We start from the raw sequence: 25,604 nt of genomic DNA on the forward strand, positions 1-25,604 counted from the left end.
GGAGCGAGTTGAACTGGGAGGACCCGTGGTCAGCAGGTGGCTATCGAAGATCGCGAACTACCTGACAAACGAACTCGCCACCGATCTGTTCGGCACAGGCGAACCGACACCGACTCGCATCTACACGACTCTTCAACCCTGGCAGGACACCCTCTGGCAGATCGCCGCGCGAGCGATGGGATGGGAGCTCCTCGATACACGACGCCCACTGCCCGGCGACCTTTTCGTCACGAATATTCTCGGCTCCGAAGCCTTTGACGCAATCGACGCTGGAGCACATGTACTCGCCCAGCCCGCACAGTACCTGTCCTTCGCATGGGACGGCCCCTTAGGCGGGGCGCTCGACGGCCTCGCGGAGATCGCCACGCAGCCGGACGCCCTCATCGTCGACACTCCCCCGCTGCTCATGCAGGCCCGGGACGAGGCATTGGCGGGCTCTCACCCGTCAGCCCCGGTGCGCGGTCGCCGCGTCGCGCTGCTGTGGGACGTGCGAACGGGCGCGGGACAGGTGCTCGATCAGTGGATGCAGGGACGTTCGGTCGTCATCATTGATCCGCGCGAGGTCTCCCCTGACAAGTTGGCGCAGATCCTCGCGACGGAGGACGCGGACGGCGGGCTCGTCACCTACCAGAGGTAGTCATCACCACACGCCCAGAACGCGGGCGGCGGCGAGCTTGAGACCCTCCACGGGGTCGCGGCGGATCTGCCGCCAGCGCAAGGCGAATCGCAGCCTTGACAGTGCGCCCTGCCCCTCGAGCTCGCCCAGGATGGCGCGCAGCTGGCGCGCACGGCGCTCATCGAAACTGCCGACCTTCTGGGCGGCGCGGGCCGTCAGGATGAACTGCTTGCGGTAAAAACCATTGCGCAGCTTGGCCATGCGGGCATCGCGTGCGCCGGAACCGGAGTTCGCGCCCTGCACGTTGCCGCCGTGCTGGCGATACTCCAGGGTCGGCTCCTCACCAATGACCCACGTCAGGCCGATCGACCGCGCCAGCGCATAGACGTACCAGTCGTGCACGCCGATGTCGCTGTAGTCAAGGTCGCTTAAGACGCGCACGAGGGTCTCGTGGGCCTTCGGACTGAAGACGTAGGTCGAGCCGGGTCCCGCGGCCTCGAAGAGGAAGTCCCACCCGCGCTGGGGCTGCGATTTACGGATGAGGCGCCGCTCCCCCACCCCGCCGCCGGGCAGCGATTGGAATGAGGTGACGTTCGAGGACACGACGTCGGCCCCGCGCGCAGCCATGAGCGCCAGCTGAGAACTCAGCTTGTCCTCGTGCCAGACATCGTCCTGGTCGGTGAAGGCGACGTAGGAGCCGTCAGGGGTGTGCGTTGTGAAAAGATGCAGGAAGTTGCCCGTCACGCCGGGAGTACCGTCACGCTGGGGCAGGACCGTGATCCGAGGGTCGGCGGCCGCACGCTCCTGAAGGTGCGCGCGCGTCCCGTCGCTCGACGCGTCGTCGGACACGACGAGGCGGACCTCCACGCCCGCCTGGGCGAGCACGGAGTCCACCTGTTCGTCGAGCCACGCCCCGCCCTCGGCCATCCCGTTGTAGGTGGCCATGAGGACGGTGACGCGGGGGCGAGGCGAGGCCTCGTCTCGGGTCACGTCAGCCAAGGAATCAGTGTCCTTCGGCGGCGTACTTCGCCTCGACAGCTTCCTTCAGCGGGGCCCACCACGCCTCGTTCTCGGTGTACCAGGCGATGGTGTCGGCCAGGCCGTCGCGGAAGTTCGTGAACTTGGGCTCCCAGCCGAGTTCGGTGACCAGCTTGGAGTTGTCGATCGCGTAGCGCAGGTCGTGGCCCGGACGGTCGTTGACGTGATCGAAGTCGTCGGGCGCGTAACCCATCAGCTCGTTCAAGATGGCAACGACGTCGCGGTTGTTCGTCTCGCCGTTCGCGCCGATCAGGTAGGTCTCACCGATGCGACCCTTCGTGAGAATGTCCCACACGGCCGTGTTGTGGTCGCGCACGTGAATCCAGTCGCGCACGTTCAGGCCATCTCCGTACAGGCGCGGGCGCACACCGCGAAGGCGGTTCGTGATCATACGCGGAATGAACTTCTCGATGTGCTGGTACGGGCCGTAGTTGTTCGAGCAGTTCGAGATCGTGGCCTCGACGCCGAAGGAACGCACCCACGCGCGCACCAGCAGGTCCGATCCAGCCTTGGACGAGGAGTAGGGCGAGGAGGGGTTGTACGGCGTGGTGGGCGTGAACTTCGCGGGATCGTCCAGCTCAAGGTCGCCGTAGACCTCGTCCGTGGAGATGTGGTGGAAGCGGACCTTGTGGCGGCGCACAGCCTCCAGCAGGGTGAAGGTGCCCACCAGGTTGGTCTGAATGAAGGGCGAGGGATCGAGGAGGGAGTTGTCGTTGTGCGACTCGGCGGCAAAGTGCACAACCGCGTCGGCGCCGGCGACGACACCATCGACAAGGTCCGCATCAGCGATGTCACCCTCAACGACGGTCAGGCGGGCAGCGAGCTCGGCGGGCACGTCGGTCAGGGATGCGCGGTTGCCCGCGTAGGTGAACTTATCCAGGACGACGACATCGACGTCCGGATGATCCTCCAGCAGCGTGTGAACGAAATTCGCTCCGATGAAGCCAGCACCGCCGGTCACAACGATCTTCATAAGGTCTTCTCCTTTGCGCGCCCGTGGGCGTCCGAGGGTGTTACTCACCCAATTCCTGCCCCTATTATGCCGTAGTTCTCACGCTTTCCCTGACACTGGCCTCCACTACCCCGTCGGATACGTCACTATTCGCCACGGCGGAGGTCCCCTGACCAGCCGCTCCACACTGATAAATTGGACGCATCCCCAACAGAAACGGATCCCTCGTGACTCGCCTCGTCCCCTCCCTTGCCTTGCTTGCGCTCTGCGCGCTCGCCACGGCCTCGTGCTCCCTGTCGGAGGACGCCCAGAGCACACAGTCGACTCCTGCTGTCTCTGTTTCACCCGGAGATCCCGGTCAGCCCTCAAGCTCGGCCAGCCCGACTCTGCGCGCCGCGTCGCCCGGATGCGCTGCCATGGACGCGATTTTCACCGAAGCCCTGAACGGCTCCGAGACCGGCCAGGCCTACCGGGCGCTGGCAGCCAAGCGCTCTGGGGAAACCAACGCGGACGAGCGCCACCGCGCATGGGAAGCCTTCGCAGCCGCATTCAAGAACGACTATTCCGACCGTCTCGCCCAGGCAGCCTCGGACGAAACCTCCAAGCAGGCCCTTGACGCCCTCTCGGTGTACGTCGCGCGCAACGCGGCCCTCGACTCCGGCGCCATCCCCGAGTTCGCCGATCAGCAGGCCGCCGAGGAAGCACTCAAGCGCGGCGAACAGCCCGAGACGAACCCCGCCTACACCCAGGCCCTCGCCGAGGCCACGGACGCCCATGCCACGCTCACGACCTGTATGCCGCACTGGCCCGTCGTCTTCTAGCTTCTCCTCCCGCTCGCGCTCACCGGGCAGGGCCCGGACTCGTGTACATTAGACGTACCTATTCCGGACAGATTGGCTCGATTCATGGCACGTGCGTTCGCCGACCACCTTGCCTCTGCGCGAGAGCGTTTCGTCTCCACCGCAGCACGACCCCTCGCCTTCGTCCTCCTGGTCCTCGGCGTCCTCGCCGTGGCCACCGGCTGGATCTTCGCGTCCCCTCCGGGGTCCGCACCCGACGATGACTACCATCTCGTGTCCGCGTGGTGCCCGCGACCCATCGAATCCTCCTGCCAGACGACCATGGTCGAGGGACAAGTGAATGTCCTTGTCCCCGAGACCGTGTCGCATGCGCAGTGCGAGGCTTTCCACCCGGAAACATCTCACGCGTGCGTCAAGAAATACTCGGACGACACCTTGTTCCCGTCGTATCGCTACGATGATGGCCAGTATCCGCCGGGTTTCTACCACTTCCACCATCTGCTGACGGGGCACAACGTGGAGAGCTCCGTGTGGCACATGCGCGCCGCGAACGTTGCCATCCTCCTCATTCTGTTGGGGGCGATCATCGGCCTGTCACGCCGTGAAGTCAGAACCAGTGTTGCGCTGGCAGCACTCATCGCGTGGACGCCGATGGGCCTGTATTTCATCGCTTCCAACAACCCCTCGTCCTGGGCTATCACCGGCGTCTTCTGCTACGGCGCAGCCCTGTATGCCGCACTGCACGCTCAGGGATGGCGACGTTGGACCCTGCTGGGCGTGGCCGGCCTGTCTGCACTCCTGTGCTATGAATGCCGTGGCGATGCGTCCTTCTATGTGTTCGTTGCATCCCTGGGCATCCTGATCCTGCAGGCTCGCAGGCGGCATCTGCCCGAAATCGGGGTTGCCACCGTTCTGAGCGCGATTGGCGTGTGGCTCATGCTCGGCAGCGGCCAAGCATCCAACGTCTCTCACACGAGCGACGCAACCGTGGCGTTGCAGGATCGTATCGATATCGCGGTGATGAACGTGCGCTACCTGCCCGATTACTTCGCGGGCTTCCTCGGACTGTACTCCGGGCCGGGCTGGCGCGACACTCCCCTGCCGGGCTACACGACCATCCTCGGGCTCCTCGTCCTGGGTGCGGTGCTCTTCTACGGCGCGCGCACCGTGAGCCTGCGCAAGGCCCTGGCTGCTTTCATGGTCTTTGGCGCGATGGCGGGAATCCCGCTCTTGATCGCGACACCCACCGCCTTCCCCAACCTCGGCGGGTATCACTCGCGCTACGCGTTGCCTCTGCTGGGCACGTGGCTGATGATCTGGGTGACGTCAGCCGTGAAGAAGCCGTCCCCGACTAAGGGACAGTTCACCTTCTTCGTCGTCTTCCTCAGCGTCGCACAAGCGGTCGCGATGCACACGACGATCGCCCGCTATGTCCGTGGGCTCCTGTGGATTCCCCACATCGGATGGATCGCACCGGGTAATCTGAATGGTGACATCCAGTGGTGGTGGGCCGACATGCCGCTGAGCCCGATGGTCCTGTGGGGCCTCGCCTCGCTGGGATACACGCTTGCCCTGGTGAGTGCCATCTACCTGTTGCGTCACCGCCAGGTGGAGGCGCCCGCCTCGTCCACTCCGAATGAAGAGGAAGAAACCGCATGAGCGCAACAGTCACCGTCGTCGTGCGCACGCGTAATCGCCCGGCGATGCTCACCCGTGCCCTCGCGTCGATCGCTTCGCAGAGCTTTGACGACTACGAGGTGGTCATCGTCAACGACGCCGGCGACGAGGCCGAGGTGCGCTCGATCGTCAAGAAACAGAAGAGCGCCGTGCGTTCGAAGATCACGATCGTCACGAACGAGGTCTCGAATGGTCGCGAGGCGGCGCTCGAGTCTGGCCTGGCCGCCTCGCACTGCACCTACTACGCGGTCCACGACGATGACGACTCCTGGCACCCGCACTTCCTGAAGAAGACGGTCGCCTACCTGGACGAGCATCCGGAGGCGGGCGGTGTTGCGACCCGCTGCGAGATCATCCGCGAACGCGTGCGCGCCGACGGTACCTGTATCGAGATCGAGCGCGAGGTCCTGTCGACGGACAACTACGGCCTGTCCCTCGTGGACATGATGGTGGAGAACTACACGCCACCGATCTCGCAGCTGATTCGCCGTGAGGTCGCGGACCGCGTGGGTCACTGGGATGGGTCGCTGCAGACGCAGGCCGATTGGGATTTCAACCTGCGGCTGTTGGCGGATTCCCCGGTCGGTTTCATCGACGGGGAGCCGCTGGCCTATTGGCATCACCGTGACACGATGGATGCATCGCTGGGCAACTCCGTCGTCACGGACGCGTACCTGCATAAGTGGGATAACCTGCATATCCGCGACCGCTACCTGCGCGCGATGCTGGCGACGGACGATCCCTCGTCCCCGCACTTGGGTCAGGCGCTCCTGTCGGCGGAGTACTACCGCCGTATGCGCGAGGAGCTGGGGCGCGTGGATTCGGGTTTCCATTCCTCGTTGAATCTCGTGCACGTCAATATGCTCAACACGATGACGTCCCTGCACGAGCAAGTGCACGAGCTGCGCGGCGAGGTGAGCGCTCTGCGTGCGCAGCTCGAGGCGGGTTCGGTCCTGCAGCGGTCGCTGCGTCGGACGGTCTCCTTGCCGAAGCGCGTCCTGCGCCGCCTGCTGGGGCGCTGAGCGACGCCACTGCGACGAAGGCGGGCCGGTCGTGGGAGAACCCACGACCGGCCCGCCTTCTTGTCTCTCTTACGGCAGCGGCCGCACGACATCTGACGTCATGCGATCCCACCCGTATCCGGCGGTGATGTGCTGCATACGGGCGGGGCGCCCCATCCAGTCGGTATGAACGATCAAGTCGTCTCCGAGGTAGATGGCAACGTGCGTGACGGTCCCGCTCGTCGTGTAGAAGATGAGGTCGCCGCGCTGGCGCTGAGCGAGGGGCACGTGCTGGAAGTGCGGGTAGGCGTAGAGCTCCTGCGACGTGCGATACGACGGCCATGCGTGCTTGATGACGTTGATGGGCTGGGGGTCCAGTCCGGCAGCGTAGAGGGACTGGAGGACCAGGCCGGAGCAGTCAAATCCCTGGTCGTAGGGGCCGGCCCCTCCCCACGTGTAGGACGATCCCGTCTGGTTCCACGCGTAGCCGATCATGGCCTCGACGCGCTCGTTGCGCGTGGCGGTCAGGGGCAGGGGCGTGGCCTGGTATTGGTCGACGGTCCACGGGTAGCCGGTGTCCATGGCGTCCCAGGTGGCTTTGTCGACGACGCCGGTGACGGGCAGTCCTGCGCGCTGTTGGAAGTTCTTGACGGCGGCGACGAAGGGTGCGTCGACGGAGGCGAGCTTGTTGGAATGCCACAGGCCGAGTCGGACCTGGGCGATGCGCACCTTGGTGCCATTCATTCCCCACGTGAGCGTATTGGTCGCGTCCCCGAGGCCCGTGATGTGGTCCGTGGGCTGCAGGTAGCCGGCCGGGGCCTCGTACCCGCGCCATGCGCCCGAGGCATCGAACTCGTAGCGGCGGCCACCGACCTCCAGGGGCTGCGTGCGCATGACGCCCGTGTTGGGGTCCAGGTAGTACCACTGTCCCCCGTCATGCAGCCAGCCGCCCATCTGCGCGCCGCTGGAGGCGAAGAAGTGCCAGCCGTCGGCGAGGCTGACCCAGCCGGTGCGCATCGCGCCCGAGGAATCCATGTAATACCAGGTGCCGTCCACCCCGGTCATACCCGTGTGCATCACGCCGCTGTTCGGGTCGAGGTAGTACCACACGCCACCGTCATGCAGCCAGCCGCCTATCTGCGCGCCGCTGGACGCGAAGTAATGCCAGCCGTCGGCGAGGCTGACCCAGCCGGTGCGCATCGCGCCCGAGGAATCCAGGTAGTACCAGGTGCCATCCACTCCCGTCATACCCGTGTGCATCACGCCGCTGGTGGGGTCCAGGTAGTACCAGGAACCCCCGTCTCGCACCCAGCCGCCGAGCAGCGTGCCGGAGGACGCTAGGTAGAACCAGTCGTTCCCGTCGCGGACCCAGCCGGTGGCCATGTAGCCGTTGGCGTTGAAGTAGTAGCGGCTGCCCCCGATTGCCACCCACTGGGAGGCGGGGTAGGTGCCATCGGCGCGCCGCCACCACCAGCCGATCGAGTCGCGCACCCACGCTCCCCGACCGGTTTCGTCCGGGGCCGTCATCGTCGGCGCTTCGGTGGTGACCGACGAGGCCTGGGCACCCCGTTCCTGCCCGCTCGCACTGGGGTCGGTGGCCTCGGGCGCGCCCGTGGGCGGGAGGCTGGGCGTCGCGGACGGCGTCGTCTCGCCGGCGGACTGGGCCGCGGTGGAACTCTGTGCGGAGGATTGCGGCGCGGTCTCCTCACCTGCGTCAGCGCGGGCCTGTGCGGGCAGGGCGATGAGGGCGAGGGACAGGGCTGCGATGAGGGCGCGCGCGGAGGCGCGGCGGGCGAGTGTGGGCGTCGGTGCCATGGCTGTGCCTTGTCGCTGGACAACAGTTCTCCTATAAGTGTAGGACGATTGTCGCAGCGCGCGCGGGCGTTTGGGCCCTCCAAGCAGACAAAGGCCGGGCTCAGCGGTATGACTCCGCTGAACCCGGCCCTCCATCGACGTCAGTGGGTCAGTCCTCAGTCTCGAGCGCGTCGGCCTGCTGGGCCTGCATGCGCGCGAGGTGCTCGTAGTCGGCGGCTCCGCGCTTGGGTACGTCGCGCATGGGGCGCGCAGGCGTCAGGCCCGTGAAGGAGGCGCCCAGGTTGACCAGTCCACCGGACTCCATGCCGGGGCCGGGCAGCACGTCGAAGCGGCGCGCCTTCTGGAGGGCGTCGATGACGCCTGTCATGTCGTGGTTCTGGATGGCCGCCGAAATCGTGTAGGCGCCCGGGTTGAAGGTCAGGCGCGGGATCTCGATGTCCAGGTGGCCCGTGCCCGGTTCGATCGAGGTTGGCACGTAGCAGGCATCCATGCCGTGCAGGCCCCACACGAAGACGCCCTCGCGAGTGTCGATGGAGGCGCCGAAGACCGGGGATTCGATGCGTTCCTTCGCGCGGTAGTGCAGGCGCAGGCGCACGGGATCACCCGGGTAGACGAGAGACGTCGGCTCGCCCGAAGCGTTGAGCAGGTCGATGCGCTCGATCATGGCCTCACCGCTGCCAAAACGCGTCCCGCCACCCTCGACCTCGACGGCGTGGTGGGCGACATCGGAGTAGGTGTCGATGACCTCGGCGGCGGCTCCCACGTCGACGAGGGTGCCGTGGTCCAGCCATGCGGCCTGGTCGCAGAAGGTACGCATCTGCTCGAGGCCGTGGGACACGACGACGACCGTGCGTCCCTGGTCTTTGAGCTGGGCGAACTTATCCATGCACTTGTTCTGGAATTCCATGTCGCCCACGGCCAGGACCTCGTCGACGAGGAGGATATCCGGCTCCACGTGGATGGACACGGAGAATCCCAGGCGCACGTACATGCCCGAGGAGTAGTTCTTGACGGGCTGGTCGATGAAGCGCTCAACGCCGGAAAAGTCGATGATCGCATCCAGCTTGGAGTCGATCTCCTTCTTGCTCATGCCCAGGATCGCGCCGTTGAGGTAGATGTTCTCGCGGCCCGACAGCTCGGGGTGGAAGCCGGAGCCGACCTCGAGCATGGCGGCCATGCGGCCCGTCGAGGAGATCCTTCCCTTGTCCGGGGTGAGGATCTTCGCGATGCACTTGAGCAGCGTCGACTTGCCCGAACCGTTGTGGCCGAGCAGGCCGAAGGTCTTGCCCTGCGGGATATCAAAGGAGACGTCGTCGAGGGCCCAGAACTCCTCGAACTGAGCGCGCGAACGCTGCAGGAACGCGCCCTTGAGGGACTGGTTGCGGTTCTTGTAGATGCGGAAGCGCTTGGAGACGCCCTCCACCGAAATCGCGTTCGTCATCAGAGTTCCTCCACGATTCGTGCCGAGAAGCGGCGGAAGATCAGCGAGCCGAGGCCGAAGATACCGAAGGCCCAGGCGGCGCAACCGAGCCACACCTGCCAGGACGGCATCGCGAAGCCGTACAGCGTCGAGCGGTAGGCCTCGAGGAAGAGCTCGGCGGGGTTGAGGCGGAAGATCGTGACGATCGGGAGGGGCTCGCCACCCCAGGTCCAGCCCTTGGCCGCCAGGTCGGTCTGGACCTTGTTGAGCATCGACAGGGAAAAGACGACGCCCGAGGCGTACATCCAGATCTGGTTGAAGATCTGCCACAGGTGCGAGATGTCGCGGAAGTACACCGACGCGATCGACAGGATGAGGCCCATGCCGATGACGAAGAGCATCGCGAGCGCCGTGATCACGATGACCGCGGGGATCATGAGCAGCACGCCGGGGCCACCGGCGATGCACATGATGACGATGATGACGGCCAGCTCGAACGCGAAGTCGTAGGCCAGGGCCAAGACCGAGGAATAGATGAGGACCTGGCGCGGGAAGTAGACCTTCGTCAGCAGACCCGAGTTGCCCACGAGGGAGTCCATGCCGCGCTGGATGCCGCTCGACATGAAGTTCCAGGCGATAACACCCACGCCAATCCACAGCGCGAAGGACGACAGCCCCGAGTTCACGCCCTTGTCGGCCTCGCCGCGGAAGACGACGCCGAAGATCAGCGCATACACGGCGATCGTGGCAACCGGGTTGATGAAGGACCAGAGGCGGCCGAGCGCGGTGCCCTTGAACTCCGAGGAGATCGAGCGCTGCGCCATGCGCATCGTCAGGTCAACGACCCGTTTCGTCTCAGACACGGCTACTCCCATCGCTTCTGTCGTGGTCAGGAAAACTATTCTACTTGCGATCAGCCGGCGTGAGCGCGAGGTAGCGCTGCGTGAACTCCACGATCACGACGCTGGGCTTGTAGGCCTCGATGAGGGAGGCGACATCCGTCGGGTTGTCCGTGTCGAGACCGTGACCGACCTGGATCGTGTACTCGAAGGTCGCTGCGACCTCGGGACCCAGGTTGTTGCCCTGCGAGTCACGCACGATGAGCGCGGTGCCGCGCCCGTTCGGGTTGTAGGTGAGCGCCGGCTTGTTCTGGAAGTCGACGGGGCTGGCCAGGGACACCTCGGGGGCACTCGCCACCTCGGCCAGGCGCGCGGTCGTATCAGCCAGCTCGTCGCGGCTCTCCAGCTGCAGGAGGTGGACGCTGCCCGGGTCCTGCTCGTAAGTGGGCACAGCCCACGGCCCCACCTGAGCGGGGCCACCCAGGGCCTCGTACTCGTTGGGAGCGTCCGCGCTGGTCATGCCTGAGGGCGACAGGGACGGCAGATCCGCGAGCTGCGGGTTGACCGCGCCCAGGCAGGATAGCGTCTGGTTCCACGCGACGTGCGCGGCGTAGGGCGACCAGTGCGGGTTGACCGTCGAGTACAGCGGTGCTTCGCTGCCCGCTCGGGCCTCGCGCAGCCCCTCACGCACATCCACCCAGGCGTGGGTGGGCAGCGCGGAGCGCATGAGGTCCAGGGAGGTCGTTCCCGTCAGCGGATCGGCCCACTGCGGGAGCTTATCGGAGTAGACGTCCCACGTGGCCGGGGCAGGCAGGAACAGCGCGGTCGCCCCCTGCGCGTTGGCTGCGGTTTCGATGCCGCTCATGTAGCGGTCCCACGCGCTCACCTGGTCGGCGGTGGGGCGTACGCGGCCCAGCGCCTGGGAGAAGTTCGCGTTGAAAACGTCGGAGAGGAACAGGTAGCCGTCGCGCCCCTCGACGTAGGTGGTCACGCCGGTCATGCCCTTCTCAAACGAGGCCTGCGCGGCGTCGGTCGGCAGGTATCCCGCGGTGCCCGCAACACCGGGCGTCCAGGGACCGACGTCGGCGCGCGGGGTGGGCGCGCACACCTCGGGCAGGGCCTGGGGCGTGGTGCGTGCAAACGACGAGGCCTGGGCGGCGGGCGCCGCTGCCACCTGAGGGGCCGGGTGGGTGGCCTTGTACCACACGCCGACCGTGGTGGCCGCGCACGCCCCTGCGAGGAGAATCGCGAGGGGCACGTAGTGGAGGCGGTGCTTCCACGAGCCGGTGGGGACTCCCTCGTCGAAGGAGATGTCGCGCAGACCCGACTCGGATTCCTTGAACTGGCCGGTAGCCTTCTTCTCGCTCACTTGGTCTCCCCCTCGGCTTGCGCGGACGCCGCTTCGGCCTCCATGACCGTCGCGATCCTGGTCGAGGACAGGGCCGGCGTCACGATGCGGCGCGCCACGGCCTCGTACGCGGGACGGAAGTGCTCGATGAGCTTGTCCATCCATCCGGGCAGGTAGTTCTTCTGGCTCATCGCGGGCTTCTCAATGAGGTGCCACGACAGGTAGGCCAGGATGTGCACGGTCACGACGACCGTCAGGTGGTAGGCGAGCCAGCCGCGATCCTGCAGGTGGAAGTACGCGGCGAAAGCCATAATCGGCCACGCGTAAATGTAGATGCCGTAGGACAGGTCGCCGTGCTTCTCCCAGTTCTGCAGGGGCAGGCGAATCGCCAGGTACATGAGGAAGTACAGGAAACCGTACTGACCGATGATGTTCCAGCCGCCCGACGCGTAGGACAGGACGCCGAAAATCAGGCCACCCCACGCCAGGCGCGAATCCATGGGGATCTTGTCGCCGTAGAGCGTGAAGAGCATACCGAAGGCGAAGGGCCCCATGAACATGAGCATGTAAGGGTCGCGCAGCAGGTAGTTGACGCTAGCGACCTGCCCCGCGCCCATCCACTGCAGGGCGTTGAGGACGATGAGGGCGAGGGCGAAAGCGCCGCCCACCTTGCGATTGGCCAGCGCCCCGAACAGGCCGAGAATCGCCACCAGGATGTAGGCCTTGAACTCATAGATGAGCGTCCAGGCCGAGCCATTCCAGTCACGTGCGCCGTGCAGGATGTAGTACGGCAGGTTCTCGCCCATTCCGGCGATGTTGCGCTGTCCCAGGTGGAGGAACATGTTGTTCACGAAGTACGTGAGCGGGGACTCGGTGGCCGGGTGCAGGTAGCCGGAGATGTTGTGGAACGTGTGCCAGTAGGCGATCGGAGCGAGGATACCGACCGTGAACAGCAGGGCCGCCCAGAAGGCCGGGAAGATACGCAGGACGCGGCGCCACATGTAGCGCCAGATCGTGGCGCGTCCCATGCGCGAGCGCGTGATCAGGAATCCCGAGAAAAAGAAGAATCCCGCGACGGCGACGCCACCGATGGACTGTTCCTTCGAGATCTGCACGCCCAGGTCCTCGCCGCCGTAAAATCCGGCGATCGGTCCGGCGTGCGAGAAGATGACCATGAAGGCCATCAGCCAGCGCAAGAACCCGATCGAGTTGGACCTGGAGTTGAATGCCTGCGCGACGGACTGGGGCGTGTGCGGGGCCGCAGCCCGAATCGTGGAGGCCAGGCTCATCGCTCACCCTTCATGGATCGGATCTTGTGGGCGAACCCTCGGGCCGCTCGGTACGCCGGCTTGAGAGCGTTGCCCAGGCCGGGGGTACGCACCATGATGTTGGTCTTGACAGCACCCAGCAGGTTCGGGACCGTTCCCATGCGCGCCTTGAGGAAGGGCACCTGGTCGATCGCGAATGCGGGCATCATCGACGAGGTCGCGGCCAGCTTGTACTCGAGGTAGCCGTAGTACACGCCCGCCCACTTCGGGGTCATGACGGGGCGGACGTAGTAGCCGCGCGACAGGACCGCGTAGGCCAGGAGGCGTTCGATGACGTGGGCCAGCGATCCGTCCTTGTAGCCGCCCTCTTCGGGGAAGTCCTCGGGGACGAGGCCGGCGCCGGTCAGCAGGGACAGAGCCTCGGGGCGCGCGATGAACATGGAGCCGTAGGGGGCCAGCGGCTGGTCGTCGTCGAAGGGGACGGTGATGCCGACCCTCTTGGCGAACTCGCGGGCGGGCTGGCGGTTCGCGAACCACGCGTGGCCCATCGTCGGGTACCCCATGTGGGGCATAGGCGCGATGGCCATGCCCAGGCCCGGGTGGGCGGCGAAGTCGGCGAGGATGCCGGCCACGTGATCGGAGGAGGCCAGCAGGTTGTCGTAGAGGTGCTCTTTGAAGAGCTGGGCGGCGTTGTAGTCGTCCTGAACGGACTTCTTCGAGTGGATCTTCACGACGATGTCGTACTCGCCCGACGTGAGCACGTCGCCACAATCCACGAGGAACGCGCCGATGTCGCGGCCGCGGTTGGAGGACACGACGCGCACGTCGGCGTCCACGCCTCGTTCCTGGGCGCGCGCCTCGATGAGCGCCTTGTTCTCCTCGTTCGAGGTCGTGGCCACCAGGTGGTAACCGGCGGGCAGGACGCTCAGGCGGTCGAGAATCTCGTCGGCCATGTCGGCGTAGAAGATGTGTGCGACGGCAAGGACCTTGAGGGAAGCGGCCGCATCCAGGGTCGCCTGGTCGGCGCGCGGCGGGACGACGGTCGTCAGGCCCGCGTTCGTCACGAGGTCACGCGGACGCGAGGTGCGCGCGAGGTTTGTCAGGATCAGGTCGGTGTCGTAGCCCGCCCGCTCGGCCAGCTCCAGCATGTCCGCGCCGATGATGGCGTGGCGGTCCAGGTAGAGCGGGTCGTGGAAGAGGTTACGGCGTTTGAGGATCGGGCAGCCGTCCGCGAGCAGCAGCGAGGCGTTGTCGAAGACGGGGTTACGCGAGGGGTAGTCCTCGCGCGGGTAGGCAACGACATGCGTGTAGCCGAGGTCCCCGAAGTACTCCGTGAAGCGCGACTCGTGCCATTGGATCGAGTCGTTGTAGGAGCGGATCGGGGGCATCTCGTCCCAGTACTTGCGGAAGTCCGGGGAGCTGAGCAGCGGGTTGCGCACGGCGATCCAGTGAGACTGGATGTGCCGGGGCATGCGGGTGGCTGCCAGGAAGGGGTGGGGGCGCACCTCGTCGTGTTCGGTGATGCCCCAAAAATCCACCGCCCCGGCGGCCTCGACGCGGTCGAAGAGGTTCTTCCACGGGTTGATGGGTGCGAAGAAGGTGTAGTTGAAGAGGATCAGCTCGTCGATCTGGCCGAGGCGATCCCAGCCAAAACGTGCGATGCCGTCGCGGTATCCGCCCACGTCGAAGCCGGTGTTTTCCCGCTCGAAGACCTTGGTGGCGCCCTTGAGGAGGCGCTCGCGCGCGGTGTCGTCCAGAGGTGAATTGGAGACGACGAGGATCTCATCGAGGTACTCGCGCAGCGAGGTCAGGCACTCGACGATGTAGTCGTCGACGAGGCCCTGCGGATCAAAGAACAGGAAGATACCGGCGCGCTTCACGGTCTCACTCCTCCGCAGCGTCGACGGCGGCCAGGATCTGGCGGATCTTCGTGGCGTCGCCCCACACACCGGGCGAGTCGTAGGGACGATCCGGGAACGCCCCGTATTCGAGCGTGATGTCCAGGTCGTTCTCGCGGATGTAGGCCTCGACGCGGTCGGCGAGGCTCATGGGTTCACCGCTGCAAATGTTGATGATGCCGTCGATCTCGTCCTGGGAGACGGCGGCGGCGATCTGGTAGGCCAGTTCCTGGATGGAGAGGAAGTCGTAGAGGTTCTTGCCCGTGGTGAAGGGGAAGGTCTTCTTGCCTTCCTGGGCGGCGGCGAGGAGCTTGGAGAAGATCGAGGAGCCGTGCGCGTCATCGCCGACGATGTAGTAGCCGCGCAGCCACTGCATGGTCGCGCCGTGCTGGGCGGTCAGCAGCGTCGTGATCTGTCGCAGCGCGTTCTTGGAGATGCCGTACAGCGATGCGGGGTTGCACGGGGAGTTCTCGTCGATGGCACCCTCCCAGTAGCCGACCTCGTGCATGGAACCCATGACGGCGACGTGGGTGCAGCCACCCTTCAGGAGGTTCTCAATGAAGTGGTAATGGGCGGGCAGGTCCTCAATGTGGGCCGGCGAGTTGTGCACGAAGCCGTCGCGCCACGCGAGGTGCAGGACCACGTCCGGGCGTCCGAGCTGGTCGTAGATGTCAGCGTCTCCGCTGAAAATCTGGGTATCGATGCGTCGCGCGCGCTCGTCGACACCGTCGAGGCGGAAGTCGACGACGCTGACGTCGAGGCCGCGCTCCAGCAGGGCGTGAACAATGTGGCGGCCGATGTAGCCGCCGGCTCCGGTAACGAGGACAGTCTTCACCATGTGAGTCAGTCTATCAAGGCCGTGGCGCTGCGCAGCTCCGCCCCGCGTTGTGTGCCGTGACGCACCCGCCAGCCCAGGCCTCGTTCACGAGGCCGACTCTCCTATCGTCGGGGGCGCGCGGCGGTGCGGTGGCGCAGTGCACGGGGCAGGGCGAGGAGTCCTTGGAGGACTCCGCGGGCGACGGGACCGCGACCGCCCGAGCGCACGGCGCGTGCGATGGAACGCGCAATCGCGCGCGCGACGACACCCCAGGGGGCGTGCTGGGCGGCAACGATGATGCGATTGCGGGCGTTGACCCTCAGGAACATGGGCGAGGACGTCCCCGAGGAGGCGGCGTGCTCGTGGTCGACGATGGCTCCGGCGACGAAGCGCACCTCGTATCCGGCCTCGCGCAGCTTGTAGGACAGATCCGTGTCCTCGTAGTACATGAACAGGTCGGTGCGCACGCCCCCGACAGTGCGCCACGCGTCGGCGTCGATCGCGCACGCGCCGCCACATAGGCCAAAGACCTCGGGCGCAGGCAGCGGGGAATCGGCGGGGGCCAGCCAGGAGCGGTCATACCCGTTGCCCGCATTGTCGACCTCATTGCCGGTGGAGTTAATAAGGACCTGCCCGCCGCCCTCTGCCTCGGTGACGCGCGTCCAGCGACTGCCGTCGCGGGCCACGAGAAACTCTGCGTCGGAGGGGGTGGAGGGGCGCCAGGTACCCGTCAGGAGAATGAGCGCGGTCGTGGCACCCACGGCCTCGCCCAGGGGGGCCAGGAGCGCGTCGAGGAATCCGTCGCGTACGGTCGCGTCGTTGTTGAGCAGGACGACGGCCGACTCGCTCAGGCCGGCCGCTCCGGCCATGACGCCGGCACCGAAGCCGTCGTTCGTCCCTGCGTTCACGAGGGACACACGCGCGGGATTGGCGCCGCCGCGCAGCTCGCCCAGGCCCTCACGCAGGACGGTCAGGGAGTCATCGTCGGATCCGTTGTCGACGATGACGAGGTGGTCCCCCTCCCCCATCTGCGGGGCGATCGAGTGGGCGGCACGCAGGGTGAGCGGCGCGTTCTTCCAGTTGACGAGGATAACCCTCGCGCTGCGCGCCCTCATCGCCCACCCGCCAGGTCTGCGTAGATGGCGGCGTGCGCGGCGGCGGAGGCTTCCCACGTGTAGTCGCGGGCGCGTGTGACACCGGCGGCGGCGAGGCGGTCGTGCTCGCTTCCGGCAGCTGCCTCAAGGGCCTCGGCGAGGGCCGAGGCGTCGGTGGCCGGCACAAGGATTCCCGCGTCGTCTCGCGTAATCTCCGCCATGCACGTGTCCGCGCTGGTCACGACGGGGGTGCCGTGCGCCATGGCCTCGAGGACGGGCAGGCCGAAGCCCTCCCAGATCGAAGGGAACGTGAAGACGCGGGCGCCCGCGTACGCGCAGGCCAGGTCGGCGTCGTCGAGCCGCCCGAGGACGTGGACCCGCTCGGGAGGCAGGGGCGCGTCCGTGGGGTCGGATCCCCACCCGGCGGGTCCAACGAGGACGAGGTCGAGGTCGGTGCCGCCCAGCTGCTCGTAGGCCGCCAGGAGGGTGGGCAGATTCTTGCGCGGCTCGCGCGTGCCGACCCACAGGATGTAGGGGCGCACCAGGCCGTGGCGGGCGCGGAACTCCTCGACCTGTGCCGTCGTGACGGGTGTGTGGCTCAGGCCGTGCGGGATGACGGTGATGCGCGAGGCGTCCAGGCCGGCCTGAACACAGTCGTCGGCGGTGGCCTGCGAGGGGACGATGATCGCGTCGGCGCGCTTCTTCGTGATCTCGAGGGCGCGGTGAAAATAGGCCGAACCGTGGGCCGTGAAGTGGTCGGGGTCGCGCAGGAAGGCGACGTCGTGGACGGTGACGGCCAGAGGAAGCGAGGTCGGCGGGATCGCCCAGGTCGTCGCGTGCACGACGTGGGCTCCCCCGCCCGATCCGACGCCGAGCATCCGGTCCACGCTGGGCATACTCAGGCGGTCCCACGCGGCGTAGAGCGCGCGCCGAGGCAGCGAGGAGTTGAGGACGGGAATGGTCAGTCCCACCTGGCGCGGGGTTGGCTCACCCGCGCCGTGGCGTGCGGCGACACCGATAGCACGCACGCCCTGGTCTGCCAGGCGGGAGGCTACTTCGACGATGTACCGGCCGGAGCCCCCGGGCACCGGCTGCCACATTTGTTCGACGACCATTCCAACGTTGACGCTCATACGCCCAGGGTAGTTCACGGGCGCGCAGGGGCGGGAACAAAAGGATGAGTGAGCGCAAAATGGAATACGATAAAGGGACCAGTTGTTGCTCCCGACCCAATGGGGATGATCGTGGCCCACTTCGCTTCTCACTCGCAGCCGATCCGCGTCCTGCTCGACGGGACCGCGATCCCCGCAGACCTGGGCGGCGTCGGCCGCTACGTGGACGACCTGGTTCCCGAGCTGGTCGAACAGGGCGTGGACCTGACGATGGCCGTCCAGGAGCGCGACGCGGAGCACTTCGCGACCCGCCTGCCCTTGGCGCGCATCATCCCGATCTCTCCGCGTTTCGAGTCACGTCCGGCGCGCATGGCATGGGAGCAGACGGGCCTGCCCAAGCTGATCCGCAAGGTGCGCCCCGACGTCCTGCACTCCCCCCACTACACCTGCCCGCAGTTCCCGGGCGTCCCCGTCGTCATCACGCTGCACGACGCGACCTTCTTCTCACACCCCCAGGCGCACTCGCCTCTCAAGCAGCGTTTCTTCACGGCCGCGATTCGCCGCGCGATTCGCCGCGCGGACGCCCTCGTGGTGCCTTCGCTGGCGACGCGCGACGAGACGATCAAGTACGCGGGTGGGGATCCCTCGCAGTTCTACGTCGCCTACCACGGCGTGGATCGTTCGATCTTCCACCCGGTCTCCGACGCTGAGCGCGAGCGCGTCAAGGCCTCGCTGGGCCTGGAGGGCCGCGACTACATCGGCTTCCTGGGCACGCTGGAACCGCGCAAGAACGTCCCGAACCTGGTGCGCGGCTGGGTCAAGGCCGTCTCCGACCGTCCGAATCCGCCCGCCCTCGTCCTGGCTGGCGGCAAGGGTTGGGACGAGGACATCGACCCGGCCCTGGCCTCGGTCCCCGAGCACTTGACGGTCCTGCGCCCCGGCTACCTGCCCCTGGAGGACCTGCCCGGTTTCCTCTCGGGCTGCGTCATCCTGGCCTACCCATCGATCGCGGAGGGCTTCGGCCTGCCGGTCCTGGAGGCGATGAGCTGCGGCGCCGCGACGCTGACGACTCGCCTGACCTCCCTGCCCGAGGTCGGAGGCGACGCCGTCGCCTACTGCGACATCGACCCGGACTCCATCGCCTCGGCCCTCACGGAGCTGCTGGACGACCCGGCTCGCCGCGAGGCCCTGGGGGCTGCGGCAATTCCGCGCGCCGACGAGTTCACGTGGGCCCGCGCCGCTTCGGTTCACATCGAGGCTTTCCGCGCCGCCGCCCATTCCTGAGTCGACCGCGCCCGAAGGAGGCCGACGCATGCCCACGTCAGCGTCGCAGCGCCGCACGTTTGTCGCCGCGCTCATCCTTGTCGCCGCGGCGATTGTGGCCTCACTGGCGTGGGTCGTGGCATCCCCGGTCGGGTCTTCCCCGGACGAGGACTTCCACGTTGGCTCCATGTGGTGCCCTCCCCCGGTGGACAAGACCGGCTGCCAGATTTCCACCGAAGACGGCGAGAAGGCCGTCATGGTACCGCAGTCGCTGGCCAAGGAGTACGTCACCTGCTACGCCTTCGATCACAATAATTCCGCGCAGTGCACCCTCAACGCCTCGGACGAGGAGCTGGCGCCAACACTGCGCTGGGACGACGGGAACTACCCGTGGGGCTACTACCAGTTCGCCCACCTCTTCGTTCAGCACTCGACGAGCCACGCGGTCCTCGCGCTGCGCACGGTGAACACGCTGCTGGCGATCGGCCTGATCGGCGCGATCATCGCCCTGGCTGATTCGGGCCTGAAGCGCGCGATCAGCGTCGCCGTGACGGTGGCGTGGCTGCCGATGGGCTTCTACTTCGTCACCGGCATGAACCCGTCGTCGTGGGCGATGACGGGCACGTTTGCGTTTGCCGCTGGGCTACTGGCCGCCACCCGTTCGGTGGGGCGACGCCGGGTGGGCCTGATCGCCTGCGCCCTAGCCGGCGCGGTCTTGGCGTGCACGTCGCGCGGTGACAGCGCCTTCTTCCTCTTCGTCGTCACGGTCGCCCTGGCCTTCGCGGTGCCGCTGAGTAAGCGCATCATTCCCGAGGCCGTGGTGGCCTGCGCGGCATCGGTCATCGGCGTGCGAGTGATGTCCTCGACGAACGTCTCAGCAAACCTGGCGACGGCGCAGAAGGGTGTCGTGACCGCCGGTCGGCACGAGATTCTCATGCAGAACCTGGATGCGCTGCCCAACTACCTGCGTGGCTTCGTCGGCCATTTGCTGGGGCCGGGGTGGAACGACGTGTCCTACCAGGGCACCGTGTCCTACGGCGCCTCCGTCTTGGTCGTCGCCGTCCTGTGCTGGTCGCTGCGCTCACTGTCCTGGCGCAAGGCCCTGTCGGCGATCACGGTGGCCGGTGCAATCACTGGCGTTCCCGTGGTGATCGGCCTGCGCGGACACTTCAACAACGTCCTCACCTACCAGCCGCGCTACATGCTGCCGCTCTTCGCGGTATTCCTTCTCATGCTTCTGGCTCCCTCCCCCGCCCGTGCGGACGAGGCGGGGCAGCGCGTGGGAAGCGCCGCCTTCCGCGTCCCCACCAGCTTCGTCGGGCGCGTAGGCACGGGCCTCGTGGCGGCGCTGTGGGCACTCACCAACGCCCGGGCTCTCTACCTCGTCATCGAGCGCTACGCGTTCGGGCGCACGGCTCACGCAATGCCCATCGACCTGTCGATGCGGAACCTCAGCGAGGGGAACGAGTGGTGGTGGCCAACGGCTCCGATCGGCCCAATGGCCGTGTGGATCCTTGGCGCTCTCGCTGGCGCAATCGCGATTGGCCTAGCCGTTGTCCTATGGCAACGCTTCCCCGGAAAGGCGCCCAAGCCTCGTCGATAGACACTTCACACCCAAACTGTTCACAAATCTAATTATGAGTGCTATGCTCGAACATGTAGCACTCAAACAACCTTGTGAACGAAAGGTGGCGGCATGCCCACAACCAATGTCGGCACGCTCAGCGAGCCCCAATTCAACATCCTGACCACACTGGCCAAGGCCGACTCTCCCCTCACGCAGCGGGCATTGTCGGAGGCCACCGGCATGAGCCTGGGGCGCGTCAACACTGCCACCCGCGAATGCGAGGCCGCCGGCTACATTGACGACCGCACAATCACCGATGCCGGTCGCGAGGCACTCGAGCCCTACCGCGTCACGGGCGCCGTCATCATGGCCGCAGGCCTGTCCTCCCGCTTCGCCCCCATCAGCTACGAGCGCCCCAAGGGCACGCTCAAGGTGCGCGGCGAGATCCTCGTCGAGCGTCAGATCCGCCAGCTCCACGAAGCAGGCATCACGAACATCACGCTCGTCGTTGGCTACAAGAAGGAATACTTCTTCTACCTGGCCGATAAGTACGGTGTCGACATCGTCGTCAACCGGGAATACGCCACCCGCAACAACAACGGCTCCCTCTGGCTCGTCAAAGACCGCCTCGACAACACCTACGTGTGCTCCTCGGACGACTACTTCACCACGAACCCCTTCGAGCCCTACGTCTACAAGTCCTACTACTCGGCGAACTACGTCGAGGGCCCCACCGACGAGTGGTGCATCAAGACGGGTCCGGCCGACCGCATCACGGGTGCGACCGTGGGTGGCGCCGACGCGTGGGTCATGCTCGGCCACGTCTACTTCGACCGTGTCTTCTCCGCGACATTCCGCGAGATTCTCGAGCGCGTCTACGACAAGCCCGAGACCGTGTCGAAGCTGTGGGAGTCCATCTACCTGGACCACATCAAGTCCTTCGACATGGTGATTCGCCGCTACCCGGACGGCGTCATCCACGAGTTCGACTCGGTCGACGAGCTGCGCAGCTTCGACCCCCTGTTCATGGAGAACGTCGACTCCGAGGTCTTCGATCACATCGTGGCCACCCTGGGCTGCCAGAAGTCGGACATCCGCGACTTCTACCCGCTCAAGCAGGGCATCACGAACCTGTCGTGCCACTTCGCCGTGGGCGACAACGAGTACGTCTACCGCCACCCGGGCATCGGCACGGAAAAGATCGTGGACCGCAGCGCGGAGTTCGCCGGCCTGCGCCTGGCCGCCGAGCTCGGCATCGACGACACCTTCCTCACGGGCGACCCTGCGGCCGGCTGGAAGATCTCGCGCTTCGTGCGCGACGTGCGCAACCTGGACGTCACCCGCGACGAGGAGCTCAAGGCCGCGATGGAGATGGACCGCGCGCTGCACACCTCCGGTCGCGTGCTGGACCGCTCCTTCGACTTCGTCACCGAGGGCCTGCGCTATGAGGGGCTCCTCAAGGCCTTCGGCCCAATCGACGTGCCCGGATACTTCGAACTGCGCGACAAGGTCCTGCGTCTGAAGGCCTTCGCGGACGCCGACGGCTTCGACAAAGTCCCCTCGCACAACGACTTCTTCCCGCCGAACTTCCTGGTGGACAAGGACGGAAAGATCAGCCTCATCGACTGGGAGTACGCGGGCATGTCGGATGTGGCCGCCGACTTCGGCACCATGGTCGTGTGCACGGCTGAGATGACCCGCGAGCGCGCGGCCGCCGCCCTGGAGTATTACCTGGGCCACGCGCCCAGCGAGGCCGAGGCGCGCCACTTCTTCGCCTACGAGGTGTTCGCCGGCTGGTGCTGGTACCTGTGGGCGCTGGTCAAGGAGGCTGAGGGGGACGACGTGGGCGAATGGCTCTACATCTACTACTCGCACGCGACGCGCACGCTCGATTCCCTGCTCGCTTCGTATGAGGCCGCCTCGGCCTCGGGCGCACAGGCTGTCAAGGAAGGTGAACTGGCATGAAAACTCAGCACGGAGGCAAGCGTTACGGCATCTTCTCGGGCGTCCTGTGGGGCCTCGACACGGTCGTGCTGGCGATCGCGCTGGCCATGATCCCATTTGCCGACTTCGGCCAGTCGGCGCTCGCTGGCGCGGTCCTGCACGACGTTGCGTGCGCCGTGATCCTGCTCGTGTACATGGCGGTTCGAGGCCGCCTGAAGGACACCTGGGCGGCGCTGCGCACGCGCCCGGGCAAGTCGGTGATTGCGGCGGCTCTGCTGGGTGGCCCGATCGGCATGAGCGGTTACCTGATCGCTATCGACAACATCGGCCCTGGCCTGACCGCGATCATCTCGACGTTCTACCCGGCTCTGGGAACGCTGCTGGCGTTCGCCCTCCTGAAGGAGCGGATGGCCCCTCGCCAGATCATTGCTCTGCTGGTCGCGCTCGGTGCCATCGTGGTGACGGGCTTGTCGGCGACCTCCGACCCCGTTGAGGGCGGCAACGCCATCCTGGGTGTCGCCGGCGCGCTGGCGTGCGTGATCGGCTGGGGGTCCGAGGCCGTGATCCTCACATGGGGCATGCGCGACGAGGCCGTGGATAACGAAGTGGCGCTCCAGATCCGCGAGACGACCTCGGCGCTGGTCTACCTCTTCGTTGTCGCCCCGATCGCGGGGGTCTTCGGCTTCACGCTGCACTCGCTCGCTCACCTGTCCGCGGGCGTGGTGGCCCTGGCCGGCCTGGCGGGCACGGCCTCGTACCTGTTCTACTACAAGGCACTGTCGGCGATCGGCGCCTCGCGCGGCATGGCCCTGAACATCTCCTACTCAGCGTGGGCAATCATCTTCGCCCTGGTTCTGCAGGGCACGGTACCCACGGCTACACAGGTCGTGTGCTGCATCGTGATCCTCGTGGGCACGGTCCTGGCGGCCACTCCCTCGTGGGGTGACCTGCTTCCCAGGCGCGCGAGTACCATCACGGACGACAAGGCGTGAGACAATGGCGGGTGGGTGCACGTGCACCCACCCGCTTTCCGCATTCGGAGGACTTATGACGACGCCCCCCAGCGACCTGCGCAAGGTCCACATGCTGCTGACCTACATCCTGTCAGAGTTCGACCGGGTGTGCGGCCAGATCGGCGTGGACTACGCCCTGTACGGCGGTAGCGCCATCGGAGCAGTGCGCCACGGCGGTTTTATCCCGTGGGATGATGACATTGATGTCTTCATGCTCCGCCCGGACTACGAACGATTCCTGCGCGAGGCTCCCGCACATCTGTCTGAGGGTTTCCGCATCGATAACCAGACGAGCGTTCCCAGATACCACCTGCTGTTTTCCAAACTTGGCTTGACTGGAACGGTTTTCCGCTCGCAGGGCGAGGTCAACCCGGACTACACGCCGCCGATCTTCCTCGACATTTTTCCGCTCGATACGGTGCCTGCGGACGCCAAGCGTTTCCGCTCCATGTGCCGCAAAACCTGGTGGTGGGGCCGCCTGCTGTTCCTCTCGGGCATTCCGACCCCCGGTTTGCCCGGCATGGTGGCATGGAAGCGCTCACTCATTCACGCGGTGACACGGAGTGTCAACCTCGCACTACGCGCCGCGCAGATGTCGCCACGCGGACTCTATGCACGGTGGGAGAAGGCGGCACGCAGCGCCGAAGGCGAAGCCACGGGCACCTACGCCGATTTCACGATGCGTGACCCGTGGAATTGGATCGTACACCGCGATGAGTTCCTCCCCACGCGCCGCGTCCCCTTTGAGGCAATTGAGGCCTCAATCCCCCACGATGTCGATGCCCTGCTCACTCGCGGTTACGGCGACTACATGCGCGTCCCGGATCCGGCGGATCGGCGCACGCACCTACCGGAAACGCTAGAGTTTGGTCGTTTCGACCCCGATCAGGGCGGGGTGCCGGATCTTCTGGCTTCCCGCGATGAGGAGGATCCTCGCTCGGAGCCTACGACCGGTCAGGAGCAGTAAATGCGTATCGCTTTCATCGTCAACAGCTACCCGCCGCGTCTGGGTGGCTTAGAGTCGCACATCTACCACCTGTCGGTGTCCCTGGCACAGCTGGGGCATGACGTGTACGTGTTGACTATCTCTGATAAGCCGGGGCATCGACAGGAAGAGGGCGTCGATATTCGTACCGACCGACGTCACTTCCCGGTCGCGGACATCATCAGCTTCCCGGCCCTGGGCGCGACCCGCGCGATCGCACGCTTCCTCCGCGAGCACCACATCGACGTCGTCAGCGTGCACACTCGTTTCTTCCCCATGAGTTTCGTGGGGGTGCGCGCCGCACACAAAGCGGGCATCCCGGTCATTCACACGGAGCACGGTTCCGGTTTTGTCGCTTCTTCCTCTCCGATCATCGCTCCCGCATCGCGCGCAGTCGATGTGACGATGGGCCGTTACGTGCTGCGTCACGCGGATCGCGTGCTGGGCGTGTCTGAGCAGGCCGCAGCCTTCGCGTCGCGGCTGGGCGGCGTTCATGCGGACGTGTTTTATAACGCGATTACTCCCCCACAGCCGCACGCGGAACCGATCGAGGACCGCCACCGTCACCTCGTATTCGTGGGCCGGATGGTGCCCGGAAAGGGATGGGACACGTTCATCGAGGCCGTGGCACAGCTGCGCGCGCAGGGGCAGGAGGTGACAGGTGAGCTGTTGGGCGCCGGCGCTGATCTCGATGCCGCTCGCGAGATGATCGCTGCCAAGGGACTCGATGGTGTCGTGTCTGCACCCGGTCGCGTGAGCGCAGACGAAGTCCGTGGCCGCTTGGCGGGAGCAACCCTCGTCAATCCAACGGTCCTGTCGGAGGGGTTCCAGACGACCCTGCTGGAGGCACTGGCAGAACGAGGGCGCGTCGTCACATTCACGGTGCCCGGCGCGCAGGTCCTCGCAGACCAGGGTAACCCCGTGGTCATTACCGCCGAACGCACGCTTGAGTCTCTTGTGTCAACCCTGCGTGACTTCTTGAACAATCCGCCTGCCCTGGGGGATCCCAGCCTCATCGACGCGTGGACGTGGCCGGTACGAGCCCGCGAGTATGCGAGCATCGCCGAGTCACTGTTGGATGGCCACGCGCCACACTCCCCCGCTCATCACTGACGTTCCCCCTGTTTCCCGAGGAGT

At 66.2% G+C, this 25,604-nt stretch carries 21 protein-coding genes; 10 read left to right on the forward strand and 11 right to left on the reverse strand.

The genetic code is table 11. The annotated features are described in order from the left end of the window. Positions 1-25 precede the first annotated feature (25 nt). Positions 26-637, forward strand: a complete 612-nt coding sequence (locus QP415_RS02445; protein ID WP_016461391.1) for a hypothetical protein — start codon at positions 26-28, stop codon at positions 635-637. A gap of 3 nt (positions 638-640) precedes the next feature. On the opposite strand, the gene QP415_RS02450 is transcribed toward QP415_RS02445, so the two are convergent. Together QP415_RS02450 and rfbB are read right to left on the reverse strand one after the other, a co-directional pair. Continuing rightward, a complete protein-coding gene (locus QP415_RS02450; RefSeq protein WP_285098430.1) occupies positions 641-1,615 on the reverse strand; it encodes a glycosyltransferase in 975 nt (324 codons plus the stop codon). A 4-nt stretch (positions 1,616-1,619) separates the two neighbouring features. Then, on the reverse strand, positions 1,620-2,627 hold the full coding sequence (gene rfbB / locus QP415_RS02455) for a dTDP-glucose 4,6-dehydratase (RefSeq protein ID WP_285098432.1): 1,008 nt from the start codon (positions 2,625-2,627) through the stop codon (positions 1,620-1,622). Positions 2,628-2,833: 206 nt separating this feature from the next. Here rfbB and QP415_RS02460 point away from each other — a divergent pair, with 206 nt between their 5' ends. The 3 genes from QP415_RS02460 (at position 2,834) to QP415_RS02470 (ending at position 6,105) form a co-directional block, all read left to right on the forward strand. After that, positions 2,834-3,427 (forward strand): hypothetical protein, encoded by a 594-nt coding sequence (locus QP415_RS02460; RefSeq protein ID WP_285098434.1) that lies wholly within the window; start codon positions 2,834-2,836, stop codon positions 3,425-3,427. Positions 3,428-3,511: 84 nt separating this feature from the next. Beyond that, positions 3,512-5,065: a DUF2142 domain-containing protein gene (locus QP415_RS02465; protein WP_285098437.1), complete on the forward strand. Its 1,554-nt coding sequence runs from the start codon at positions 3,512-3,514 to the stop codon at positions 5,063-5,065. After that, positions 5,062-6,105 carry a glycosyltransferase family 2 protein gene (locus tag QP415_RS02470; protein ID WP_082157680.1) on the forward strand — a complete coding sequence of 348 codons (1,044 nt, stop codon included), beginning with the start codon at positions 5,062-5,064 and terminating at the stop codon, positions 6,103-6,105. The genes QP415_RS02465 and QP415_RS02470 overlap by 4 nt, the downstream gene beginning before the upstream one ends. 69 nt (positions 6,106-6,174) lie before the next feature. On the opposite strand, the gene QP415_RS02475 is transcribed toward QP415_RS02470, so the two are convergent. From QP415_RS02475 to QP415_RS02515, 9 genes are all read right to left on the reverse strand, one after another. Continuing rightward, positions 6,175-7,899 (reverse strand): NlpC/P60 family protein, encoded by a 1,725-nt coding sequence (locus QP415_RS02475; RefSeq protein ID WP_285098441.1) that lies wholly within the window; start codon positions 7,897-7,899, stop codon positions 6,175-6,177. A gap of 148 nt (positions 7,900-8,047) precedes the next feature. Further along, positions 8,048-9,340, reverse strand: a complete 1,293-nt coding sequence (locus tag QP415_RS02480; RefSeq protein ID WP_285098442.1) for an ABC transporter ATP-binding protein — start codon at positions 9,338-9,340, stop codon at positions 8,048-8,050. Continuing rightward, positions 9,340-10,182, reverse strand: coding sequence for an ABC transporter permease (locus QP415_RS02485; protein WP_016461399.1), 843 nt, complete (start codon positions 10,180-10,182; stop codon positions 9,340-9,342). The genes QP415_RS02480 and QP415_RS02485 overlap by 1 nt, the downstream gene beginning before the upstream one ends. A 40-nt stretch (positions 10,183-10,222) precedes the next feature. Next, complete coding sequence (locus QP415_RS02490; protein WP_285098445.1) at positions 10,223-11,527, reverse strand: alginate O-acetyltransferase AlgX-related protein; 1,305 nt, start codon at positions 11,525-11,527, stop codon at positions 10,223-10,225. Then, the gene (locus tag QP415_RS02495; RefSeq protein WP_048675113.1) at positions 11,524-12,795 is read right to left on the reverse strand and encodes an acyltransferase family protein; all 1,272 of its coding nucleotides are present in this window, start codon (positions 12,793-12,795) and stop codon (positions 11,524-11,526) included. The genes QP415_RS02490 and QP415_RS02495 overlap by 4 nt, the downstream gene beginning before the upstream one ends. Next, positions 12,792-14,654, reverse strand: a complete 1,863-nt coding sequence (locus tag QP415_RS02500) for a rhamnan synthesis F family protein (RefSeq protein ID WP_285098448.1) — start codon at positions 14,652-14,654, stop codon at positions 12,792-12,794. The genes QP415_RS02495 and QP415_RS02500 overlap by 4 nt, the downstream gene beginning before the upstream one ends. 4 nt (positions 14,655-14,658) lie before the next feature. Next, the gene (locus tag QP415_RS02505) at positions 14,659-15,510 is read right to left on the reverse strand and encodes an NAD-dependent epimerase/dehydratase family protein (protein ID WP_016461403.1); all 852 of its coding nucleotides are present in this window, start codon (positions 15,508-15,510) and stop codon (positions 14,659-14,661) included. Between the two features lie 101 nt (positions 15,511-15,611). Next, the gene (locus QP415_RS02510; protein ID WP_285098451.1) at positions 15,612-16,604 is read right to left on the reverse strand and encodes a glycosyltransferase family 2 protein; all 993 of its coding nucleotides are present in this window, start codon (positions 16,602-16,604) and stop codon (positions 15,612-15,614) included. Further along, positions 16,601-17,716: a glycosyltransferase family 4 protein gene (locus tag QP415_RS02515; RefSeq protein ID WP_285098454.1), complete on the reverse strand. Its 1,116-nt coding sequence runs from the start codon at positions 17,714-17,716 to the stop codon at positions 16,601-16,603. Before QP415_RS02515 ends, QP415_RS02510 begins: the two co-directional genes overlap by 4 nt. A gap of 99 nt (positions 17,717-17,815) precedes the next feature. Between QP415_RS02515 and QP415_RS02520 the strand changes: the two genes are divergently transcribed. From QP415_RS02520 to QP415_RS02545, 6 genes are all read left to right on the forward strand, one after another. Further along, a complete protein-coding gene (locus tag QP415_RS02520) occupies positions 17,816-18,979 on the forward strand; it encodes a glycosyltransferase family 4 protein (RefSeq protein WP_285098455.1) in 1,164 nt (387 codons plus the stop codon). Between the two features lie 28 nt (positions 18,980-19,007). After that, entirely contained in the window at positions 19,008-20,561 is a 1,554-nt protein-coding gene (locus QP415_RS02525; RefSeq protein WP_048675128.1) for a DUF2142 domain-containing protein, read from the forward strand. Between the two features lie 93 nt (positions 20,562-20,654). Then, positions 20,655-22,490 (forward strand): phosphotransferase, encoded by a 1,836-nt coding sequence (locus QP415_RS02530; protein WP_285098457.1) that lies wholly within the window; start codon positions 20,655-20,657, stop codon positions 22,488-22,490. Continuing rightward, on the forward strand, positions 22,487-23,461 hold the full coding sequence (locus tag QP415_RS02535) for a DMT family transporter (protein WP_048675135.1): 975 nt from the start codon (positions 22,487-22,489) through the stop codon (positions 23,459-23,461). Before QP415_RS02530 ends, QP415_RS02535 begins: the two co-directional genes overlap by 4 nt. A 55-nt stretch (positions 23,462-23,516) precedes the next feature. Next, positions 23,517-24,449 (forward strand): LicD family protein, encoded by a 933-nt coding sequence (locus tag QP415_RS02540; protein WP_285098460.1) that lies wholly within the window; start codon positions 23,517-23,519, stop codon positions 24,447-24,449. After that, positions 24,450-25,580 carry a glycosyltransferase family 4 protein gene (locus QP415_RS02545; protein ID WP_285098462.1) on the forward strand — a complete coding sequence of 377 codons (1,131 nt, stop codon included), beginning with the start codon at positions 24,450-24,452 and terminating at the stop codon, positions 25,578-25,580. Positions 25,581-25,604 lie beyond the last annotated feature (24 nt).

Source organism: Pauljensenia sp. UMB3104 (genome assembly GCF_030217285.1).
Taxonomy (GTDB): domain Bacteria; phylum Actinomycetota; class Actinomycetes; order Actinomycetales; family Actinomycetaceae; genus Pauljensenia.

Bases quoted from the DNA above. Each gene is read 5' to 3' on its own strand.
- rfbB (WP_285098432.1), bottom strand. From the start codon at position 2,627: ATGAAGATCGTTGTGACCGGCGGTGCTGGCTTCATCGGAGCGAATTTC.
- QP415_RS02465 (WP_285098437.1), top strand. From the start codon at position 3,512: ATGGCACGTGCGTTCGCCGACCACCTTGCCTCTGCGCGAGAGCGTTTC.
- QP415_RS02470 (WP_082157680.1), top strand. From the start codon at position 5,062: ATGAGCGCAACAGTCACCGTCGTCGTGCGCACGCGTAATCGCCCGGCG.
- QP415_RS02475 (WP_285098441.1), bottom strand. From the start codon at position 7,899: ATGGCACCGACGCCCACACTCGCCCGCCGCGCCTCCGCGCGCGCCCTC.
- QP415_RS02480 (WP_285098442.1), bottom strand. From the start codon at position 9,340: ATGACGAACGCGATTTCGGTGGAGGGCGTCTCCAAGCGCTTCCGCATC.
- QP415_RS02495 (WP_048675113.1), bottom strand. From the start codon at position 12,795: ATGAGCCTGGCCTCCACGATTCGGGCTGCGGCCCCGCACACGCCCCAG.
- QP415_RS02505 (WP_016461403.1), bottom strand. From the start codon at position 15,510: ATGGTGAAGACTGTCCTCGTTACCGGAGCCGGCGGCTACATCGGCCGC.
- QP415_RS02510 (WP_285098451.1), bottom strand. From the start codon at position 16,604: ATGAGGGCGCGCAGCGCGAGGGTTATCCTCGTCAACTGGAAGAACGCG.
- QP415_RS02515 (WP_285098454.1), bottom strand. From the start codon at position 17,716: ATGAGCGTCAACGTTGGAATGGTCGTCGAACAAATGTGGCAGCCGGTG.
- QP415_RS02520 (WP_285098455.1), top strand. From the start codon at position 17,816: ATGGGGATGATCGTGGCCCACTTCGCTTCTCACTCGCAGCCGATCCGC.
- QP415_RS02525 (WP_048675128.1), top strand. From the start codon at position 19,008: ATGCCCACGTCAGCGTCGCAGCGCCGCACGTTTGTCGCCGCGCTCATC.
- QP415_RS02530 (WP_285098457.1), top strand. From the start codon at position 20,655: ATGCCCACAACCAATGTCGGCACGCTCAGCGAGCCCCAATTCAACATC.
- QP415_RS02535 (WP_048675135.1), top strand. From the start codon at position 22,487: ATGAAAACTCAGCACGGAGGCAAGCGTTACGGCATCTTCTCGGGCGTC.
- QP415_RS02540 (WP_285098460.1), top strand. From the start codon at position 23,517: ATGACGACGCCCCCCAGCGACCTGCGCAAGGTCCACATGCTGCTGACC.
- QP415_RS02545 (WP_285098462.1), top strand. From the start codon at position 24,450: ATGCGTATCGCTTTCATCGTCAACAGCTACCCGCCGCGTCTGGGTGGC.